Below are 18,078 nucleotides of genomic sequence, written 5' to 3'. Positions count from 1 at the left end.
CCCGTTCCCGCCCCCACCTGCATGGACTGTGGGAACGGGCGCCGCAAGATTCCCCCACGCGCCCCAAAGCAGGGACTAGGGTTGTGTCAAAGAGAAGGGGGAGTGCGTTATGGAATACCAGAATTCTCAACCCGTCGCCGGTCCCGCGGCCGGTCAGCACGTTGCCGGCCTCGCGGCCGGTCAGCCCGTGGCTGGTGCTCTGGCCAGTCCTGCGGACGGTCTGTCCGCACCGGCCGGCACCGGCCGCACGGTCATAGCGGAAACCGCCGTCGCCAAGGTCGCGGGCATCGCCGCCCGATCGGTACCCGGCGTCTACTCGTTGGGATCAGGACCCTCACGCGCCCTCGGGGCCATCCGCGACGCCGTCGGCAACGCCGATCACGCCGCGGGCGTCCGCGTGGAAGTCGGCGAAACGCAGGTCGCCGTGGACATCGATCTTGTTGCGGTGTACGGCACGCCCCTGCAGGCCCTCGCGGACCAGGTCCGCGCCGCCGTCTACGCCGCCGTCGGGGAACTCGTGGGTCTCGAAGTGATCGAGGTCAATATCGAGATCAACGACGTTTATGTGCCCGGCCCGGCCAAACCGGCCGCGTCCGCCGAGGCCCGGCCAGTCAGGGAGGCTATCCAATGAGTCTGACGGTAGTGGGAATCGCCATGGGCGCCTTCGTGGCCTTCATGTCCTTCCAGTTCGGTGTCTGGGGTTTCCTCGGCGCCCTGTTCTTCATGGCCATCGGCGCCCTCCTGGGCCGGGCCGCAGAGGGGAAGCTGGACCTGCGCAGCGTGTTTGACGCCCTCACAGGCCGGCGTTCCTCCTCATGAGCATCACGGCTGAAGCGCCGATCGCCGGCGCCGCGATGGCCGGGCACAACCGCATCAGCACCCAGGCCCTGACGAGCGTGGCCCGGGCGGCCGCGGGGGAGGCCCTCGGTGTCCCGGCGCACGACGTGCGCGCCAACTGGTCGGACGATGACGGACTGCTCGCGCTGTCGCTTGTCATGCCCGTCGCGGTCCCGAACCTCACCGCTGTGGTCCGGGACCCCGGCCGCGTCGCCGGATTCGGCGGTTCCATCTGGGAACGTGCCGTCGCCGCCAAGGCCCAGATCCTGCGCCGCGTAACGGAACTGACCGGAGCGCAGCTGAGCCGGGTGGACATCCGCATCAGCGGAGCCGCAGTGCGCGGGGGAGGCCGGGTACATTGAGCCAGGACATCCAACACGCCGGAACGGGCTCCGGCGGGCACGACGCCGATGCGGTGCCGGGGAGCGCGCCGCTGGGTTCCGGCGCCGCGGGCATGGATCGGATATTGAAACGGGAGACGCACACCTCGCGCGCCGTTGTGTCCGTGATCGCGGCCTGCCTGGTCATGGCCGTGTTCGGCTATGCGCTGCTTGAGACCGGGGTCCGTGCGATCGGGCAGCCGCCGTGGCTCGTGGATCCGCAGACCGCGGCCGAGCGGGTGGTCGCGCTCCCGGCGGGAATCCCGCCGCTCCTGCTGGGCGTCACGGGCGCCGTGGTCGCGATGGCCGGATTGTTTTTCTTCCTCAACGCCGTGCTGCCCGGCCGGCGGGCACGCCACCTGCTCCCGGACCGCCGGGCCGGCGTCGTGGTGGACGATGAGGTGATCGCCGCTGCCCTGGCGCGCCGGGCCCGGCTGGCCGCCAACGTGGCCAAGGAACAAGTGATGGTGGTCGTGTCGCGGAACCGGATCACGGTCAACGTCCGGCCGACCTCCGGTGTGCCGCTGAGCCCGGACGCCGTCCTGGAGGCTGTGCGCCGGGAAGTTGAGGAAATGCGCCCCTGGCCGATGCCGGAAGTGCGGATCCAGGTATCCACGGCAGGGGTGGTGGGGGCATGAACAACACTCCCCGGGTGCTGAACCGCGTACTGATTGGCATCCTCGGCATCATCCTCCTCGCCATCGGCGTCCTCCTGATTTTGCTTGCAACCGTCCCCATCGTCGGTGTGTGGTGGCATGAGTGGGCAGGCGGCGTCCTGAGCTTCTGGCTCGATTTGTTCGAACGGACGCAGTTCCCGCGCCGCCAAGGGAGCTGGCTGTGGCTTGCCATCTGCCTGGCGCTGCTGGTGGTGCTTGGCCTGATGATCGCCTGGATTGCCCAACAGGGTAAGGGCCGGACCAGCCTGCTCGTGGCAGAGGAGGACCCGGGGGAGGTGCCCGGCAACGTCGGAATCAGCGGCGGCGTGGCGGAGCAGACGCTCCGAGCGGCGCTCGCGGACCGGCCCGACCTGGCCGGCGTCACGGTAGCCGCCTACGAAATCGGCGGGGAGCCGGCCCTCAAGATCCGGGTGGAACCGCGCCAGGGCGTCGCCCCGCACCGGCTCGCCGCCGAAGTTTCCGCCCTGGTGGAGGCGCTCGACGCGGTGATCGGCAAACGCACCCCGGTGCTGATCCACATCGGATCGGGCGCGCGGTCGCGGTTCGGCCGTTCCGAGCGGGTCCGCTGAGCCGGCCGTGAGGCGGAGGCAGCCTTCCCGGTAGGCGCCACGGAGCCGGTCGGCGGCCAGAGCGCCCGGAATGGCGGCTGAATCGTCCGGAATGACGCCCGGGGTGGCGGCATGGCCACCCGGGCTGGACGGCCGGCCCCGGAATCTCCTTTGCATAAAGGTTTCATGTAAACGCTTGCATTCCGGGCTGCCTGTTGATTACTGTGATGGTCGGCACGCCAACACTACGGCCGTTTTTCACAGGTACTCAGCGAGGAGCACTCCAGTATGAAAACCCGCAATTTCCTACTTCCCGTCGCCACGGCAGGCATTTTGGCTATCACCCTTTCGGCGTGTGGCGGCGGAGGTGGCGGCACTACCAGCGGCAGCGACGCCGCCTCGCAGGGCCTGGACGGGCGCGGCCCCATCACTTACGTTCAGGGCAAGGACAACAGCAACGTGGTCCGCCCGCTGATCGAGAAGTGGAACGCCGCCCACCCGAACGAGAAGGTCACCTTCAAGGAGCAGACGGACCAGGCCGACCAGCAGCACGACGACCTCGTCCAGCACTTCCAGGCCAAGGACGCGGGCTACGACGTCGCGAGCGTCGACGTCGTCTGGACCGCCGAATTCGCCGCCAAGGGCTGGCTGCAGCCGCTCAAGGACAAGATGGCGCTGGACACCTCGGCCATGCTGAAGCCGACCGTTGATGCCGCTTCCTACAAGGGCACGCTGTACGCGGCACCGGAATCATCCGACGGCGGCATCCTGTACTACCGCAAGGACCTGGTCCCCACGCCCCCGAAGACCTGGGACGAGATGATGAGCATGTGCTCCATCGCCAAGACCAACAACATCGGCTGCTACTCGGGCCAGTTCAAGAAGTACGAGGGACTGACCGTCAACGCCTCCGAGGCAATCAACTCCGCCGGCGGAGCCGTGCTGGACGAGAACGGCAAGCCCAACCTGCTCACCGCGGAGGCAAAGGCCGGCATGGCCAACCTGACCAAGGCCTACGCAGACGGCGCAATCCCGAAGGAAGCCATCACGTTCCAGGAAGAGGAAAGCCGCCAGGCGTTCCAGGACGGCAAGCTGCTGTTCCTGCGCAACTGGCCCTACGTCTACAACCTGGCCACCACCGAAGGTTCCTCGAAGGTCAAGGACGTCCTGGGCATGACCGCACTCCCCGGCAAGGACGGTCCGGGCGCTTCGTCCCTCGGCGGCCACAGCGCCGCGATCAGCGTCTACTCCAAGAACAAGGCCACCGCAGTGGACTTCCTGAAGTTCCTCACCACCGAAGAGACCCAGAAGTTCTTCGCCACGCAGGGTTCGCTCGCACCGGTGCTCGGCAAGCTCTACGACGACAAGGAACTCGTCGCCAAGCTGCCGTACCTGCCGGTCCTGAAGACCTCGATCGAGAACGCCGTGCCGCGCCCGGTCACCCCGTTCTACCCGGCCGTCACCAAGGCCATCCAGGAAAACGCGTACTCGGCCATCAAGGGCGAGAAGACCGTAGACGCGGCCCTGTCCGACATGCAGAAGTCCATCGAGTCCGCTAGCGCGGGACAGTAGGTCCATCATGGCAACTGAAGTAGGCCCGACGTCGGTCAAGGCACCGGCGTCGGGCGGGGCTCCGATCCACCACGCACCCAAGGGTGTTGGAGAGGACAACCGCATCGCGACGCAGGGGCGCTGGGCAGCATGGCTGCTGGCGCCGACTATTCTCGCATTGTCGGTCGTGATCGTGTACCCGATCATCACCGCCATTGTGATGTCATTCCAGAAGGATGCCGGTCTGGACCCCGCCACGGGTCTCTTCGTTGAGGGTGGCCCGGCCGGCTTCTCGAACTACTACAACTGGATTTTCCAGCAATGCCCGGCACCGTCCGGCGGAACCGTTGACTGCCCGCCGGGAACCCTGGGCGCGCAGTTCTGGTCCGCCACCGGAACCACATTCTTCTTCACCATCGTCACGGTGGCACTGGAGACTGTGCTCGGCTTCTGGATGGCCGTCATCATGGCACGTGCCTTCAAGGGCCGCAGCCTGGTCCGCGCCGCTGTCCTGGTGCCGTGGGCCATCCCCACCGCCGTGACGGCCAAGCTGTGGCTGTTCATCTTCGCCTTCGAAGGCATCGGCAACAAGCTCTTCAACACCACCGTCCTGTGGACCGGCAGCGAATGGCCGGCCAGGTGGGCAGTGATCATCGCGGATGTCTGGAAGACCACTCCCTTCATGGCGCTGTTGATTCTTGCCGGCCTGCAGATGATTCCCGCTGAAGTGTATGAGGCGGCCAAGGTCGACGGCGCCAGCGCCTGGCAGCGGTTCCGTATGATCACCCTGCCGCTGGTCAAGCCCGCGCTCATGGTGGCCATCCTGTTCCGCACCCTGGATGCACTGCGCATGTTCGACCTCCCGTACATCCTGACGGGCGGAGCGAACAACACCACGACGCTGTCCATCCTGGTGATCAACCAGATCAGGCAGGGCTTCAACGCGGCGGCGGCTTTGTCCACCATCACGTTCATCATCATCTTTCTGGTGGCTTTCATCTTCGTGCGCTTCCTCGGGGCGAACGTCGTGGAACAGCAGACCGGCGCAGGTAAGGGGAAGAAATGACCGCCGCGACGAGCGCCGCAACCGAGTTGCGCGCAGAGCAGGACCGGGGGCGGAAGGCCGCGCAGAACCGCGAGAAGTGGGCCCAGAGCCGCACTTACATCAGCGCGGCCGTGATTCTCTTCTGGTGCCTGGCTCCGGCCTACTGGATGGTGGTAACCGCGTTCCGCGACGTCGGCTACACCTACGACACCTCGATCCTGCCGACCCACGTGACGCTGGACAACTTCAAGACGGCGTTCGACACGTCCTTCGGCAACCACTTCGGCCAGGCCCTGCTCAACAGCCTGTTCATCGGCACCGTCGTCACCCTGGTGTCGCTGGTGATCGGCGTGTTTGCCGCCTACGCCCTGGCCCGCTTGAACTTCAAGTTCAAGTACCTCGTGCTGGGCTTCATCCTGGGGGCTTCCATGTTCCCCGGCGTCGCCCTCATCACCCCGCTGTTCCAGCTCTTCACGAACATCGGCTGGATGGGCACCTACCAGGCCCTGATCATCCCGAACATCTCGTTCGTGCTGCCGCTGACCGTCTACACCATGACGTCCTTCTTCCGGGAGATGCCGTGGGAGCTCGAGGAATCGGCGCGGGTGGACGGGTGCACGCAGGGACAGGCGTTCCGGAAGGTCATCATGCCGCTGGCCGCCCCGGCCATCTTCACGACCGCCATCCTGGCCTTCATCTCCTCGTGGAATGAATTCCTGATCGCCAGCCAGCTCTCGTCCGACGCAACGCAGCCGGTCACCGTGGCCATTGCAAGCTTCGCGGGTGCGCAGCCGAACCAGATTCCGTACACCGCCATCATGGCTGCGGGCACCATCGTGACCATTCCCTTGGTCATCCTGGTGCTGGTGTTCCAGCGTAAGATTGTCGCGGGCCTCACGGCCGGCGCGGTTAAGTGACTGAGGGATGATGACTGACGAGCAGAACCAGGGCCACGTGCCGGCGACGCGTCGAAAGGTGCGCTCCGGCGAGGACTTCGACATCATCATCGGGTTCCTCGGCTTCTGGGCCTTGGTGCTGCTGGTGGTCACCGTCTGGATGGAAGTGACAGCCCAGGATGCCCTCGGCTGGGCCCTGGGTCTGCTCGCCATGCTGCTGGCCCTCTACGGGATGATCCGCTTGCGCCGGCGGTTGCCGCGCCGGACGGCCAGCCGGCGCGCCTAGCAAGGGGCCAGCCGCCAGGGACAGGATCATTCAGCCGCCGGGGGCGGCGGACGCAACACGTCTGCGGGCAACCGCCAGGCTTCCACAGACCGTTTACAAGGGGGCACAGGTGGCACGGACAGAAAGGGCCCAGCGCGGCGGCCACTCCGGCGTCAGCATTGAGGATGTAGCCGCCGCCGCGGGCGTGTCCACTGCCACCGTCTCCCGGGCCGTCCGCGGACTGCCCCGTGTTTCCCCGGCGACCCGGGAAAAGATCCTCGGCATTGCCGAATCCCTGGGCTACGTCGCGTCGTCCTCGGCGTCCGGCCTGGCGACGGGCCGGACCAAGACCATCGGTGTACTGGCCCCGTTCGTCAGCCGCTGGTTCTTCTCCAAGGCCATCGAGGGCGCCGACCGGGAACTGCACTCCCGGCAGTACAACCTGTCCCTCTTCAACCTCGGCGGGCACGGCAGCCACCGTGAGCGGCTCTTCAGCAAGACCATGGTCTACAAGCAGATCGACGCCCTGCTGGTCCTCTGCATGGCGCTCACCCACGAGGAAATCGAGCATCTGCAGAAAATCGACATCCCGCTGGTGGTGGTGGGAGGCCATGTCGAGGAGTGCCCCTACATTGGCATCGACGACTACGCCGCGGCCGCCACCGCAGTGCGCCACCTGATCGGGCTGGGCCACACGGACATCGCGCTCCTGCACGGCGACGACGAAACCGACCTCAACTTCGACGTCCCCAGGGTCCGGATCCAGGCCTTCCACGACATCATGGGCGAGGCGCGGCTGCCCGTCCGGACCGAATGGGACCTCTGGGGGGACTTCACCGTGCGCAGCGGGCAGGAGGCATTCCGCCGCCTCTGGGCCGCCGACGGTCCCAAGCCCACCGCAATCTTCTGCGCCTCCGATGAGATGGCCATGGGCATCATCTTCGAGGCCAACAAAGCCGGTGTGCGCGTCCCGGAGGACCTGTCGGTCATCGGCATCGACGACCACGACTTCGCCGAGGCCATGGGCCTGACCACGGTCGGGCAGCGCCCGGACCAGCAGGCCGAACTTGGCACCAAAATGCTGCTGGACGAGCTCGATGGCATCGCCGGTTCCGTGCAGTCCGCGGTGGCGCCGCACCGGCTGATCGTCCGGACGACGACGGCGCCGCCGCTGCGCCAGTCCGCGCGGCTCCGCTAGCGGCTAGGACGCGCGGGCGAGCTGGCGGATCGGCACCCAGCGCGAGGCCAGCCGGCGGTAGGCCGCGGCGGCGCCGGTCATGTCCCCCTCCGCCAGGCACTCGATGCCGAGGCGCACATCCAGCGGCGAATCATCCGGATAGACCTTGTCCGCCACCCCGCCGTAATCGAGTTCCACAGCCGAATCCGGGTGGAAGAGTTCAAGCCATTCCGTGAGCTGGGTCAGGTCCTCGAGCATGTCCAGATCGGGCGCGGCGAGGGCCAGGTGCGCCACCGCGTAGCTCACCCTTTCCAGTGCCTTGCCGATGCCCGCACGGATGCGGACCGTGACAATGTGGCCCTCGGCTTCGACGACGTCGGTGGGATCCGATTCCTGGAAGAGGCAGAACCAGCTGAAGGGGATGCCCCACGTGGACGCCCGTGTGTGGACCCGGCTCAGGCCATCGTGGGCCCGCACCTCATCAATGCGTTCCTGGTGTTTGTCCCGCTGCTCTTCCGGGATCAGCAGCTGGGCCAGGGGCCCGTGGATGCCTTCCATCAGCGCATTGGCGGCCAGCCCGGCGCGGAGGACCAGCTGGCTGGGGCAGTACAGCAACCGGTCGGCCTGCGCGGCGGCGGCAGTCCCGGACTCGGCGCCCTCGTGCGCTGCGCCGGACGACGCCCGCCTGGCCGGAGCTGGAACAACGCGCACCAGATCGGTCCGGCCGGTGGGAAACGGGTCCCCGTCGGGCCGGGTGATGCGGCCCAGGGACGCCAGCAGCTCGGCGTTCTCCACAGCCGCGCGGGACGCCTGGCCGGCGCCGGCGGCCCTCAGGGTTTCCTGCTGCTGCTCGGGGAACGCCTCGAGGGGCTCGTAGATCCGGAGCGCGGAAGAGAACGGCAGCCCGGCCTGTCCGTGGTAGATGCTCCCCGTCATTGGATCACGACGCTTCCCTGGGCGGCAGCCATCAGTCCGCCAGTTCCGCAATCACCGGGGCATGGTCCGAGGCGCCCTTGCCCTTGCGCTCCTCGCGGTCGATCATCGCACCGGTGACCCGTGCCGCCAGGGCCGGGGAGGCGAGGATGAAGTCGATCCGCATTCCCTCCTTTTTGGGGAAGCGGAGCTGCGTGTAATCCCAGTAGGTGTAGACGCCGGGCCCGGGGGTGTGCGGGCGGACGACATCCTGGAAGCCGGCCTCCTCAAAGGCGTGGAAGGCGGCCCGCTCAGGCTCGCTGACGTGGGTGAGGCCCTCGGATCGGAAGTAGTCGATGTCCCAGACGTCATCATCCAGGGGTGCGATATTGAAATCGCCCATCAGCGCAATCTGAGCCTGGGGGTCCTCCTTGACCCAGGTGCCGGCGTGGGTTTTCAGGGTGTCCAGCCAGTTGAGCTTGTAGGGCATGTGTTCATCGTCGAGGGCGCGGCCGTTGGGGACGTAGAGGCTCCAGACCCGGACGCCGCCGCACGTGGCGCCGATGGCGCGGGCCTCCTGGACGGCGTCCTTGCCGCTCTTGCCGAACACGGGCTGGTCCAGGAAGGTGCGTTCGACGTCGTCGAGCCCCACCCGGGAGGCGATCGCGACGCCGTTCCACTGGCTCAGGCCGAAGTGCGCCACCTCGTAGCCCATGCTCTCGAAGAGCTCCCAGGGGAAGTTCTCGTCCTTGCACTTGGTTTCCTGGATGGCCAGGACGTCGCAGTCCGTGCGCTGAAGCCAGGCCTCCACACGGTCGGCGCGGGCACGGAGCGAGTTCACATTCCAAGTAGCAATCTTCACAGTCCCTAACTTACCGAACTTGGCCCCCGGACGAAGCAGCCGGCCGGCTCCGTCCTCTGGAAATTAGTAGGAAGTCCGAGTATATTCGGCTTCAGAGATGATCTAGGTCACATGCAAAGGAGCATTCGGTCATGGTTCGAGAACTATCCCATTACATTGACGGGCAGCGGGTTGACGGCACCTCCGGCCGGTTCAGCGATGTCTATGATCCCTGCACCGGCGAGGTCCAGGCCCGGCTGCCGCTGGCCAGCACGGAGGAAGTGCACAATGTGATTGCCAGCGCCGAAAAGGGGCAGGTGGAATGGGCTGCGATGAATCCGCAGCGGCGCGGCCGGATCCTGCTCAAGTTCGTGGACCTGGTCAACGAGCACATGGACGAGCTCGCCACCCTGCTGTCCTCCGAGCACGGCAAGACCTTCCCCGACGCCAAGGGCGACATCCAGCGCGGCATCGAAGTCGTCGAATTCGCCGCCGGCGCGCCGCACCTGCTCAAGGGCGAGTTCTCGGACAACGCCGGAACCGGCGTCGACGTGCACTCGATGCGCCAGCCCCTCGGCGTCGTCGCCGGCATCACTCCGTTCAACTTCCCGGCCATGATCCCGCTCTGGAAGTCCGGGCCCGCACTCGCCGCCGGCAACTCCTTCATCCTCAAGCCCTCCGAACGGGACCCCTCCGTGCCGCTGCGGCTGGCCGAGCTCTTCACCGAGGCGGGCCTCCCCGACGGCGTGTTCAACGTGGTCAACGGGGACAAGGAAGCGGTGGACGCGCTGCTGGAAGACCCCCGGGTCCAGGCCATCGGGTTCGTCGGCTCCACGCCCATTGCCCAGTACATCTACGCCACCGCCGCGGCGAACGGCAAGCGCGCGCAGTGCTTCGGCGGCGCCAAGAACCACATGGTGATCATGCCCGACGCGGACTTGGACATGGCCGCGGACGCCCTCATCGGGGCAGGCTTCGGCTCCGCGGGCGAGCGCTGCATGGCGATTTCGGTGGCCGTTCCGGTCGGCCGGAAAACCGCGGACGTCCTCGTGGAGAAACTGCAGGAGCGGATCGCCGGCCTCAAGGTCGGCCACAGCCTTGCCAAGGATTCCGACTTTGGCCCGGTGGTGGCGGCCTCCGCGAAGGAGCGGATCGAAGGCTACATCGCCTCCGGCGTCGACGAAGGCGCCAGCCTCGTCACCGATGGCCGCGGCCTGAAGGTGGAAGGCTACGACGGCGGCTTCTGGGTCGGGCCCACGCTCTTCGACAACGTCACGAAAGACATGAAGATCTACAAGGAGGAAATCTTCGGCCCGGTCCTCAGCGTGCTCCGCGCCGAAGACTACGACGAGGCGCTCCGGCTCTGCAGCGAACACGAGTTCGGCAACGGCGTGGCCATCTTCACCCGCGACGGCGACGCCGCCCGCGACTTCGCCAGCCGGGTCCAGGTGGGCATGGTGGGCATCAACGTCCCCATCCCCGTGCCGATCGCGTACTACACCTTCGGCGGCTGGAAGGCGTCCGGATTCGGCGACCTCAACCAGCACGGGGCCGACGCCTTCCGCTTCTACACCAAGACCAAGACGGTCACCAGCCGCTGGCCCTCCGGCATCCGCCAGGGCGCCAGCTTCATCATGCCGGAAGGCAGCTGATGGGGGCGGAGGCTTCGCGGGAAGCGGTCAGCGGAGCAGCGGCCGGCGAACCCTTGACCGGGGACGTGACGTTTGAACGGCGCGGCCGCCTCGGCGTCGTGACCCTCAACCGGCCCGCGGCCGTCAACGCCCTGACGGCCGGCATGGCCGCCGCGATGCTCGAACAGCTCACGCGCTGGGCCGACGACGACGCCGTCGCCGCGGTGCTGGTCCGCGGCGCCGGCGACCGGGGCCTCTGCGCCGGCGGTGACATCGTGGCCATATACCGGGACATGCTCGACGGCGGGGATGCCACCGCGGACTTCTGGGCGGTCGAGTACCGACTGAACCTGCTCATCTCCGAGTACCCCAAGCCGTACGTCGCGTTCATGGACGGGCTGGTTCTGGGCGGCGGCGTCGGGATCTCGGCGCACGGGTCCCTGCGGATCGTCACCGAACGTACCCGCACGGGCATGCCCGAAACGACGATCGGGTTTGTTCCCGACGTCGGCGGCACCCTGCTGCTCTCCGGCTCGCCGGGTGAGACCGGCACCCATGCGGCCCTGACCGGTGCCCACCTGAGCGGCGCGGACGCGCTGTTCCTGGGCCTCGCCGACTGCTTCGTGCCCTCCGGCCGTTTGCCGGAACTGGCGGCCGCGCTCGAAACCGAGGCGGCGGAGGCCGCCGTCGCCCGTTTCGCCGAACCGGCACCGACGTCAGTCCTGGCCGGACAGCAGGAGTGGATTGACGCCTGCTACTCCAGCGACGACGCCGAGGAGATTCTGCGCCGGCTGCGGGCCTTTGGCGGAGTGCGGGGCGGGGAGGCCGCCGCAGCCGCGGACACCATCGAGGCCAAGTCGCCGACGGCGGTCAAGGTGGCGCTGGCATCCTTGCGCCGGGTCCGCGGACTGAGCCTGGAGCAGGCGCTGGAGCAGGAGTACCGCGTCGGCCTGCGCTTCCTCGCCGGCCCCGACTTCCGCGAAGGCATCCGGGCCCAGGTGGTGGACAAGGACCGCAATCCCCGCTGGAAGCCCGCCACCCTCGCCGAGGTGACCGGGACGGACGTCGCGGCCTACTTCGCCCCGCTGGGCGGGAGCGAACTGATGCTCTCTCCGAAGGAGAAGAACAAGGAGAAGAACAATGTCTGACGCAGGAGCCCCGGAAACCGGCACCATCGCCTTCCTCGGCCTGGGCCACATGGGCGGCCCCATGGCCGTCAACCTGGTCAAGGCCGGCTACCGGGTGACCGGCTTCGACGTCGTGCCCGCGGCCCTGGACGCCGCCCGGGAGCACGGTATTCCCACTGCCGGGACGGCTGTCGAGGCGGCGACGGGCGCCGCCGTCGTGCTGACCATGCTGCCCAGCGGCAAGCACCTCCTTGACGCCTACCGCGGCACGGGCGGCGCGCCCGGCCTGCTCGAAGCGGCCGCCCCGGGCACCATGTTCCTGGACTGTTCCACGATTAACGTGGACGAGGCCCGCGAGGCCGCAGAACTCGCGGTCGCGGCCGGTCACCGTGCCGTCGACGCCCCCGTGTCCGGAGGCGTGGTGGGCGCCGAGGCCGGCACGCTCACGTTCATGGTCGGGGCCCTCCCCGAGGACTTCGAGGCCGTCCACCCGCTGCTGGAAGTCATGGGCAAACGGGTGGTCCACTGCGGCGCGCACGGTGCCGGCCAGGCGGCCAAGATCTGCAACAACATGATCCTGGGCGTCTCGATGATCGCCGTCAGTGAGGCCTTTGTGCTGGGCGAGAAGCTCGGCCTGACCCACCAGGCACTGTTCGACGTGGCCTCCGCCGCCTCGGGACAGTGCTGGGCGCTGACCACCAACTGCCCCGTGCCCGGTCCCGTCCCGACGAGCCCCGCCAACCGGGACTACCAGCCGGGCTTCGCCGGGGCGCTCATGGCCAAGGACCTCAACCTGGCCCTCAACGCGCTGCAGAGCACCGGCGTCGCGGCCCGGCTCGGCCCCCTCGCGGCCGAAATTTACGATACCTTTGCCGCGGAAGGCGGTGCCGGCCGGGACTTCTCCGGCATCATCACCGACATCCGTGAAAAGTCGGAAGCAGGCACATCAGAAGCCGGCACGGCAGCGCACTAGCCCCGGACCGGGGCTCTACCCGCAACAACAGAACCAGAACCAGACGAGCACCACCTAAGGGGACCACCCATGACGGAACAGTACGCAAACATCCTGGTGGAGCGCCGCGGCCGCGTGGGCCTCGTGACGCTCAACCGGCCCGAAGCCCTCAACGCCCTGAACAAGGCCACGATGGACGAACTCGTGAAGGCCGTCGCCGGGATGGACGCGGACGCGGGTATCGGTGCCGTGGTGGTGACCGGTTCGGCGAAGGCCTTCGCCGCCGGCGCGGACATCAAGGAAATGCAGTCCAAGGGCTACATGGACATGTACGCGGCGGACTGGTTCCGCGGCTGGGAGGACTTCACCCGGCTCCGCATCCCCGTCGTGGCAGCCGTGTCCGGCTTCGCGCTCGGCGGCGGCTGCGAGCTGGCGATGATGTGCGACTTCATCATCGCCGGGGACAACGCCAAGTTCGGCCAGCCGGAAATCAACCTTGGCGTGCTCCCCGGCATGGGCGGCTCGCAGCGCCTGACCCGCGCGGTGGGCAAGTCCAAGGCGATGGACATGATCCTGACCGGCCGCTTCATGGACGCCGAGGAGGCCGAACGCGCGGGCCTGGTCTCCCGGGTGGTCCCCGCCGCGGACGTCGTCGCGGAGGCGCTGAAGGCCGCCGAGGTGATCGCGTCCAAATCCAAGCCGGTGGCGATGGTGGCCAAGGAAGCGGTGAACGCCGCGTTTGAGACCGGGCTTGCCCAGGGCGTGCTGTTTGAACGGCGCGTGTTCCACTCGCTGTTCGCCACCGAGGACCAGAAGGAAGGCATGGCCGCCTTCACCGAGAAGCGGCAGCCGGAGTTCAACCACCGCTAAGCGGTGCCGGCCTGCATCAGGTGAAGATGTCGGCCACGTACCTGCCGTGGGTGCGCTCCACTTCATCCATCCAGGCCTCGGCCTCCGCCTTGGAGGCGCCGGTCGCTTCCTGGTAAATGAGGGCGCACGTCTCCCGGACCTGCGGCGCCATGTGCTTGCCGTCGCCGCAAACGTAGACCGTGGCGCCCTGCCGGACCAGCTCGACGACGTCGGCCCGGTCTGCCCACAGCCGGTCCTGGACGTATTTCAGGCCGTCCTCGGGTGCGGTGGAAAAGACCGGCCGCAGATCGAGGTTGGCTTGGTCCGCCCACGACGCAAGTTCCGCGCGGTAGAGGAAATCCGTGTCCGGGGCGCGGCAGCCGAAGAACAGCAGGGCGGGCGCCGGCGTCGTGTCCTCGGCCTCGGCCCGCAGCGCCCTGTCCTGGACGAACCCGCGGAACGGGGCCAGCCCCGTCCCCGCACAGACCATGATGAGCGGGACCGCCAGCGACGGCGGCGGGTGGAAGGCCGCGTTCGAGGGACGGACAGTAACCGCGACCCTTGACCCGGGCCTGGCCTGGGCGAGGTAGGTGGACGAGGCCCCTTCGAAGACCCCGCGGCCGGACCACGCCGGAGCCTGGATGACGGCGAAGGTCAGGGTCACGTGGTCGGGGCTCCAGAGCGGGGACGAGGAGATGGAGTACCGCCGGGGGGTCAGCTGGGTGAGCAGTTGCAGGAACGAGGTGAACGACAGCTGGCATGACGGGTACGTCTCCAGCAGGTCAAGGATGGAAACGCGTTTGTCGAGGATCTCGGCCGCGTACCGCACGCGGTCCTGCGCCAGGGCCTCAAGTTCGGCGCGGTGGGCAGGATCCGCCGCGACATCGGCCAGGTCCTCGAGCTGGGTGCGGGTGGCGGGGACGGCGAGCTCCACGTAGCTGCTCAACAGTTCGCCCACGGCCACCGGTGCGCCCGTGGGCAGGAACGTGTCCCCGCGCTCCATGGTCAGCTGGACGTGCGAGTCGTAGTCGAGGTTGAAGCGGGCCAGGGCCCGCTGCACGAGTTCGCTGGGATTCAGCGGCAGCACGGCCAGATAGTCCCCGGTCCGGTAACTCATCCCCTCGGGCAGGGCGATCTCGACGTGCCGCTTGGACCGGGCGTCGGGTTTGGCCAGATCGACCAGTTCCCGGTTCGCGACGACGGTACCCAGCGCCAGCCCGTTTTGGCGCAGCATCGGGTCCCTGACGTTGCCGACGAACTGCAGTTCCAGTTCGGGCTGGGCTGTCGGCGGGCTGGTCCGCTGCCCCAGGGCGGCGTCCACCGCGGGCCAGAATCCCGCGTACCACTCTTCGAAATCGCCGAAGAAGTCGCCGCGGGCGTTGGCTTCGCCCCGGGCATAGATCCGGGTGGCACCGGCATCCTCGAGCCGTGCGTCGATGGCCTTGGGCACCTCCTGGTAGGTTCGCGCCCAGTCCTTGTTGCCGTTGCCGAAGACCGTGTACCGCACCCCGGCGAGGGCGCCCGGCCGCAGGCCTTCGGTCCAGGCCACGAATTTTCGGGCGTTGTCCGGCGGCTGTCCCTCGTAGGAGGACGTCACGATCGCGACGAGCCCCTCTGTTGGCAGCCCGCCGGCCGCCTCGTCGAGCGGACCGATGGTGGGGCTGTAGCCGCGCCGCCCGGCGTCGTTGGCGAGGCGTTGGGCGAAGTCCTTGGACGTGCCCGCATTGGAACCGTAGAGCACGCGGATCGGGACGCCGTTGGGCGCGGCGGCCGCCGCTGCGGCTTCGGCCTGCCGCGCTTCGACGGCGGCCGTGGGGCCGGCCGCGATGGTGACGTCCCGCCTGCGCACGTGGATGAACAGCCCCTCAGGCTTCATCGTCAGCGTGTGTTTGATCTGCAGCTCATAGCCCGGGTCCGCCGCCGTGACCTCGAAACGCTGCAGGAGCTTGGCCAGGAAGAGCATGGCCTCCTGCAGGGCAAATCCCCGGCCGATGCAGGAGCGCTGCCCGTTGCCGAAGGGCTTCCAGGCATTGGCAGGGATTTCGGCGGCCCGAACGGGGGAGAACCGGTCCGGATCGAAGATCCCGGCGTCCTCGCCCCACGCCGCCTTGTCCCGGTGCAGCTGCGGGATCAGGACCAGGATGGGCTGGCCTGCCGGGACCTCGTAGCGGCCGCCAAGTGTCGTGTCCTCGTACGGGGCGACGTTGAACGCCGGGGCGGTGGGCCACAGCCGGAGGGTCTCCTTGAGGATCTGGTCCAGGTACCCCAGCCGGGGCAGGTGCTCGAACCGGGCGCTTTCGGTGCCGAGGACCTCGTCCACCTGGGCGCGCGCCTTGGCGAGGACCTCCGGGTGGCGCAGTAGTTCGTACAGCGCAAAGGAGAGCAGGCCGCTGGTGGTCTCATGCCCGGCCACCAGGAAGGTGACCATCTGGTAGCGGACGTTTTCCTCGTCCAAGCGCTCGCCGGTCACTGGATCCGCGGCGTTGAGCATGGTGTCCAGAATGTCTTCGCTGCCTGCCGGGCTGGGGTTGCGCCGACGGTCTCTGATCATCTGGTCGGCGACCTCGAACATCAGGGCGTGGTCTTCCTCGAGCTGGTGGCGTCGGCGCAGCATGATTTTGTTCTGGACCGGCAGCCGGCGGGCCCGTTCCCCGGATTCGACGAGGGAGCGGACCATGGCTCCGACGAAGGGATGCATCTCTTCGCGGTAGAGGCTGTTGAAACGGTAGCTGAACGAGCACAGGGCAATGGTGTCCAGGGTCAGCCGGGTGGTGTTGTCCGGAACGTCGATCCGGGCCGCGGGGCCGAGCCTCTCCCATTTCAGGAGCAGCTGCTCGGCGATGTCGTCCATGCCGGTGAACATCCGTTTCAGCGCGGCGGGCCCGAATGCCGGCATCAGGATCCGGTGGGCCTTTTGCCAGTTTGGTTCTTCGGTTCTTGCCGTGAAAAGGCCGTCGCCGATAAAGTCGCGTACCTGCCGCAGGGAGACGCCGAGCACCTTGCCGAACCGGGACTCGTCGCACACTTCGTTGACGAGTTCCTGGGAGGAGATGGCGATGACGCTGCGGTTGAAGAACTGGATCCGCACAATGGGGCCGTACCGCTCGGCCACCTCGACTATTCCTAAGATTCCCTTGCTGGAGTCGATGTCGGCCAAATTGCCGACCACCGGCTTCGTGGGAGGCTGCGGTATGGGGACGCTGGGCGAAGTCATGGCCACTCCTGGGCGATCGCCAATGGACGCGCTGTGAGCACTGCTTGCTGCGTGGCCGGACGGCACTGTCCGGCTCCGCACCACGATACTCCGGTCCGATCCCGCACAGAATAGCTCCTGCCCGGCCTCCTGCCGCCTGCCCGGACGCCCTCGTTGTCAGCGGGCGGGGCGTTCCTTAGCCGGCGGCCGTCGCGGCGGCGCGCAGCCCGTGGACGAACTCAAGCTTGTCGATAACTGCGCCGGAAAGGACGAAGGGGTAGAGATCATCTTTCCCCATGCTGCGATTGACCTGGTTCAGGGCAAGGGAGAGCGGCAGCCATTCGGTTTCCACACGTTCCTGGAAAGAGGTCCCCCGGGGAGTGCTGGGGATGAGCCCGAATTCCCGGGCGGTGTCGAGGGTGTCGCAGATGTGAAGGTAATGGGCGAACGACTCCGCAAAGTCCTCGTAGGGGTGCATGGTTGCGTACTTTGAGATGAACCGTTCATTCCAGTCCGCCGGGGCGCCTTCGCTGTAGTGGCGGTCTATCTCTGCCTGGTAGTCCTTGGTGTCGTCGCCAAAGAGATGACGGGCCTCGCGCGTCCGTCCGTCATCGCTGAACACCAGCACCGTCTCAAAATAGTGCCCCACTTCATGCCGGAAATGCCCGAGCATCGTCCGGTACGGCTCATCGAGTTGGTTACGCATCCGTTCCCGATAGGCATCGTCGCTTTCGGCCAGATTGATGGTGATCACACCGTCAGCATGACCGATCACCACATCTTCCTTGACACTGGACAACAGGTCGAAAGCAAGTCCCCCGTCAGGGTCTTCTGCGCGCGTGATGATCGGCAGGCCCAGCCAATCGAGCTCAGCAATGAGACGACGCTTGGCCCGCTCAGCCGCAACGAACTGCGATAGGCCTTTGGCGTCGCTGTCGTTTGGTCGAGTCCGCGTGAGTTCACAGCTGAAGCATTGACCGCCGCCCTCCCGGGCAAGCCAAGTGCAACCGGAAAGCAAAGAATTGGCGCACCGGTGCCAGGTTGCTCCCGAATCATCGGTGTACTGTCCCTGATTGCCTGTCGCGACTATGGCGCGGGCGTTCCGCAGGTAGGCCAAGTCAGTTCCGCAGTGCAGGCAGACCGAATTTTCAAAGTACACGATCGAACCGCAGACACCGCAGGATTGTTTTTTCACTT

The 18,078-nt window shown here is 67.3% G+C and carries 18 protein-coding genes; 14 read left to right on the top strand and 4 right to left on the bottom strand.

Going from position 1 to position 18,078, the window contains the following annotated elements; genetic code table 11:
* Positions 1-109: 109 nt before the first annotated feature.
* From C566_RS0119190 to C566_RS0119145, 10 genes are all read left to right on the top strand, one after another.
* Positions 110-631, top strand: a complete 522-nt coding sequence (locus C566_RS0119190; protein ID WP_018775982.1) for an Asp23/Gls24 family envelope stress response protein — start codon at positions 110-112, stop codon at positions 629-631.
* The gene (locus C566_RS0119185) at positions 628-819 is read left to right on the top strand and encodes a hypothetical protein (protein WP_026266861.1); all 192 of its coding nucleotides are present in this window, start codon (positions 628-630) and stop codon (positions 817-819) included. The genes C566_RS0119190 and C566_RS0119185 overlap by 4 nt, the downstream gene beginning before the upstream one ends.
* Positions 816-1,199, top strand: a complete 384-nt coding sequence (locus tag C566_RS0119180) for a hypothetical protein (protein ID WP_018775980.1) — start codon at positions 816-818, stop codon at positions 1,197-1,199. Before C566_RS0119185 ends, C566_RS0119180 begins: the two co-directional genes overlap by 4 nt.
* Positions 1,196-1,855: a DUF6286 domain-containing protein gene (locus C566_RS0119175; RefSeq protein ID WP_018775979.1), complete on the top strand. Its 660-nt coding sequence runs from the start codon at positions 1,196-1,198 to the stop codon at positions 1,853-1,855. The genes C566_RS0119180 and C566_RS0119175 overlap by 4 nt, the downstream gene beginning before the upstream one ends.
* On the top strand, positions 1,852-2,463 hold the full coding sequence (locus tag C566_RS0119170) for a hypothetical protein (protein WP_018775978.1): 612 nt from the start codon (positions 1,852-1,854) through the stop codon (positions 2,461-2,463). The genes C566_RS0119175 and C566_RS0119170 overlap by 4 nt, the downstream gene beginning before the upstream one ends.
* Positions 2,464-2,730: 267 nt before the next feature.
* A complete protein-coding gene (locus tag C566_RS0119165; protein WP_018775977.1) occupies positions 2,731-4,014 on the top strand; it encodes an ABC transporter substrate-binding protein in 1,284 nt (427 codons plus the stop codon).
* A 7-nt stretch (positions 4,015-4,021) separates the two neighbouring features.
* Positions 4,022-5,059: a carbohydrate ABC transporter permease gene (locus tag C566_RS0119160; protein ID WP_026266860.1), complete on the top strand. Its 1,038-nt coding sequence runs from the start codon at positions 4,022-4,024 to the stop codon at positions 5,057-5,059.
* The gene (locus C566_RS0119155) at positions 5,056-5,955 is read left to right on the top strand and encodes a carbohydrate ABC transporter permease (protein ID WP_018775975.1); all 900 of its coding nucleotides are present in this window, start codon (positions 5,056-5,058) and stop codon (positions 5,953-5,955) included. The genes C566_RS0119160 and C566_RS0119155 overlap by 4 nt, the downstream gene beginning before the upstream one ends.
* Before the next feature lie 10 nt (positions 5,956-5,965).
* A complete protein-coding gene (locus tag C566_RS0119150; protein WP_018775974.1) occupies positions 5,966-6,220 on the top strand; it encodes a hypothetical protein in 255 nt (84 codons plus the stop codon).
* 109 nt (positions 6,221-6,329) lie between these two features.
* Complete coding sequence (locus tag C566_RS0119145; RefSeq protein ID WP_018775973.1) at positions 6,330-7,397, top strand: LacI family DNA-binding transcriptional regulator; 1,068 nt, start codon at positions 6,330-6,332, stop codon at positions 7,395-7,397.
* A gap of 3 nt (positions 7,398-7,400) precedes the next feature.
* Here the strand turns inward: C566_RS0119145 and C566_RS0119140 are convergent, their stop codons facing one another.
* Positions 7,401-8,312 carry a hypothetical protein gene (locus C566_RS0119140; protein ID WP_018775972.1) on the bottom strand — a complete coding sequence of 304 codons (912 nt, stop codon included), beginning with the start codon at positions 8,310-8,312 and terminating at the stop codon, positions 7,401-7,403.
* A 31-nt stretch (positions 8,313-8,343) separates the two neighbouring features.
* Positions 8,344-9,150, bottom strand: coding sequence for an exodeoxyribonuclease III (locus tag C566_RS0119135; RefSeq protein WP_026266859.1), 807 nt, complete (start codon positions 9,148-9,150; stop codon positions 8,344-8,346).
* 131 nt (positions 9,151-9,281) lie between these two features.
* Here C566_RS0119135 and C566_RS0119130 point away from each other — a divergent pair, with 131 nt between their 5' ends.
* From C566_RS0119130 to C566_RS0119115, 4 genes are all read left to right on the top strand, one after another.
* Entirely contained in the window at positions 9,282-10,781 is a 1,500-nt protein-coding gene (locus tag C566_RS0119130; RefSeq protein ID WP_018775970.1) for a CoA-acylating methylmalonate-semialdehyde dehydrogenase, read from the top strand.
* A complete protein-coding gene (locus C566_RS0119125) occupies positions 10,781-11,908 on the top strand; it encodes an enoyl-CoA hydratase/isomerase family protein (protein WP_018775969.1) in 1,128 nt (375 codons plus the stop codon). The genes C566_RS0119130 and C566_RS0119125 overlap by 1 nt, the downstream gene beginning before the upstream one ends.
* Positions 11,901-12,860 carry a 3-hydroxyisobutyrate dehydrogenase gene (gene mmsB / locus C566_RS0119120; protein WP_018775968.1) on the top strand — a complete coding sequence of 320 codons (960 nt, stop codon included), beginning with the start codon at positions 11,901-11,903 and terminating at the stop codon, positions 12,858-12,860. The genes C566_RS0119125 and mmsB overlap by 8 nt, the downstream gene beginning before the upstream one ends.
* A 69-nt stretch (positions 12,861-12,929) precedes the next feature.
* On the top strand, positions 12,930-13,709 hold the full coding sequence (locus tag C566_RS0119115) for an enoyl-CoA hydratase (protein WP_018775967.1): 780 nt from the start codon (positions 12,930-12,932) through the stop codon (positions 13,707-13,709).
* Between the two features lie 16 nt (positions 13,710-13,725).
* Here C566_RS0119115 and C566_RS0119110 read toward each other — a convergent pair whose 3' ends face one another.
* Both C566_RS0119110 and C566_RS0119105 read right to left on the bottom strand, forming a co-directional pair.
* Complete coding sequence (locus tag C566_RS0119110) at positions 13,726-16,902, bottom strand: bifunctional cytochrome P450/NADPH--P450 reductase (protein WP_026266858.1); 3,177 nt, start codon at positions 16,900-16,902, stop codon at positions 13,726-13,728.
* Between the two features lie 175 nt (positions 16,903-17,077).
* Positions 17,078-18,076: a zinc-binding metallopeptidase family protein gene (locus tag C566_RS0119105; RefSeq protein WP_026266857.1), complete on the bottom strand. Its 999-nt coding sequence runs from the start codon at positions 18,074-18,076 to the stop codon at positions 17,078-17,080.
* Positions 18,077-18,078 lie beyond the last annotated feature (2 nt).

The organism is Arthrobacter sp. 131MFCol6.1 (assembly GCF_000374925.1).
GTDB lineage: Bacteria > Actinomycetota > Actinomycetes > Actinomycetales > Micrococcaceae > Arthrobacter.
The sequence above is the reverse complement of the archived record's forward strand: the minus strand, read 5'-3'. Positions and strand labels throughout refer to the sequence as shown.

What these genes read in the sequence shown, in the direction of transcription:
- C566_RS0119190 (WP_018775982.1), top strand. Translation starts at nt 110, where the DNA reads ATGGAATACCAGAATTCTCAACCCGTCGCCGGTCCCGCGGCCGGTCAG.
- C566_RS0119185 (WP_026266861.1), top strand. Translation starts at nt 628, where the DNA reads ATGAGTCTGACGGTAGTGGGAATCGCCATGGGCGCCTTCGTGGCCTTC.
- C566_RS0119180 (WP_018775980.1), top strand. Translation starts at nt 816, where the DNA reads ATGAGCATCACGGCTGAAGCGCCGATCGCCGGCGCCGCGATGGCCGGG.
- C566_RS0119170 (WP_018775978.1), top strand. Translation starts at nt 1,852, where the DNA reads ATGAACAACACTCCCCGGGTGCTGAACCGCGTACTGATTGGCATCCTC.
- C566_RS0119165 (WP_018775977.1), top strand. Translation starts at nt 2,731, where the DNA reads ATGAAAACCCGCAATTTCCTACTTCCCGTCGCCACGGCAGGCATTTTG.
- C566_RS0119160 (WP_026266860.1), top strand. Translation starts at nt 4,022, where the DNA reads ATGGCAACTGAAGTAGGCCCGACGTCGGTCAAGGCACCGGCGTCGGGC.
- C566_RS0119155 (WP_018775975.1), top strand. Translation starts at nt 5,056, where the DNA reads ATGACCGCCGCGACGAGCGCCGCAACCGAGTTGCGCGCAGAGCAGGAC.
- C566_RS0119150 (WP_018775974.1), top strand. Translation starts at nt 5,966, where the DNA reads ATGACTGACGAGCAGAACCAGGGCCACGTGCCGGCGACGCGTCGAAAG.
- C566_RS0119140 (WP_018775972.1), bottom strand. Translation starts at nt 8,312, where the DNA reads ATGACGGGGAGCATCTACCACGGACAGGCCGGGCTGCCGTTCTCTTCC.
- C566_RS0119130 (WP_018775970.1), top strand. Translation starts at nt 9,282, where the DNA reads ATGGTTCGAGAACTATCCCATTACATTGACGGGCAGCGGGTTGACGGC.
- C566_RS0119125 (WP_018775969.1), top strand. Translation starts at nt 10,781, where the DNA reads ATGGGGGCGGAGGCTTCGCGGGAAGCGGTCAGCGGAGCAGCGGCCGGC.
- mmsB (WP_018775968.1), top strand. Translation starts at nt 11,901, where the DNA reads ATGTCTGACGCAGGAGCCCCGGAAACCGGCACCATCGCCTTCCTCGGC.
- C566_RS0119115 (WP_018775967.1), top strand. Translation starts at nt 12,930, where the DNA reads ATGACGGAACAGTACGCAAACATCCTGGTGGAGCGCCGCGGCCGCGTG.
- C566_RS0119110 (WP_026266858.1), bottom strand. Translation starts at nt 16,902, where the DNA reads ATGACTTCGCCCAGCGTCCCCATACCGCAGCCTCCCACGAAGCCGGTG.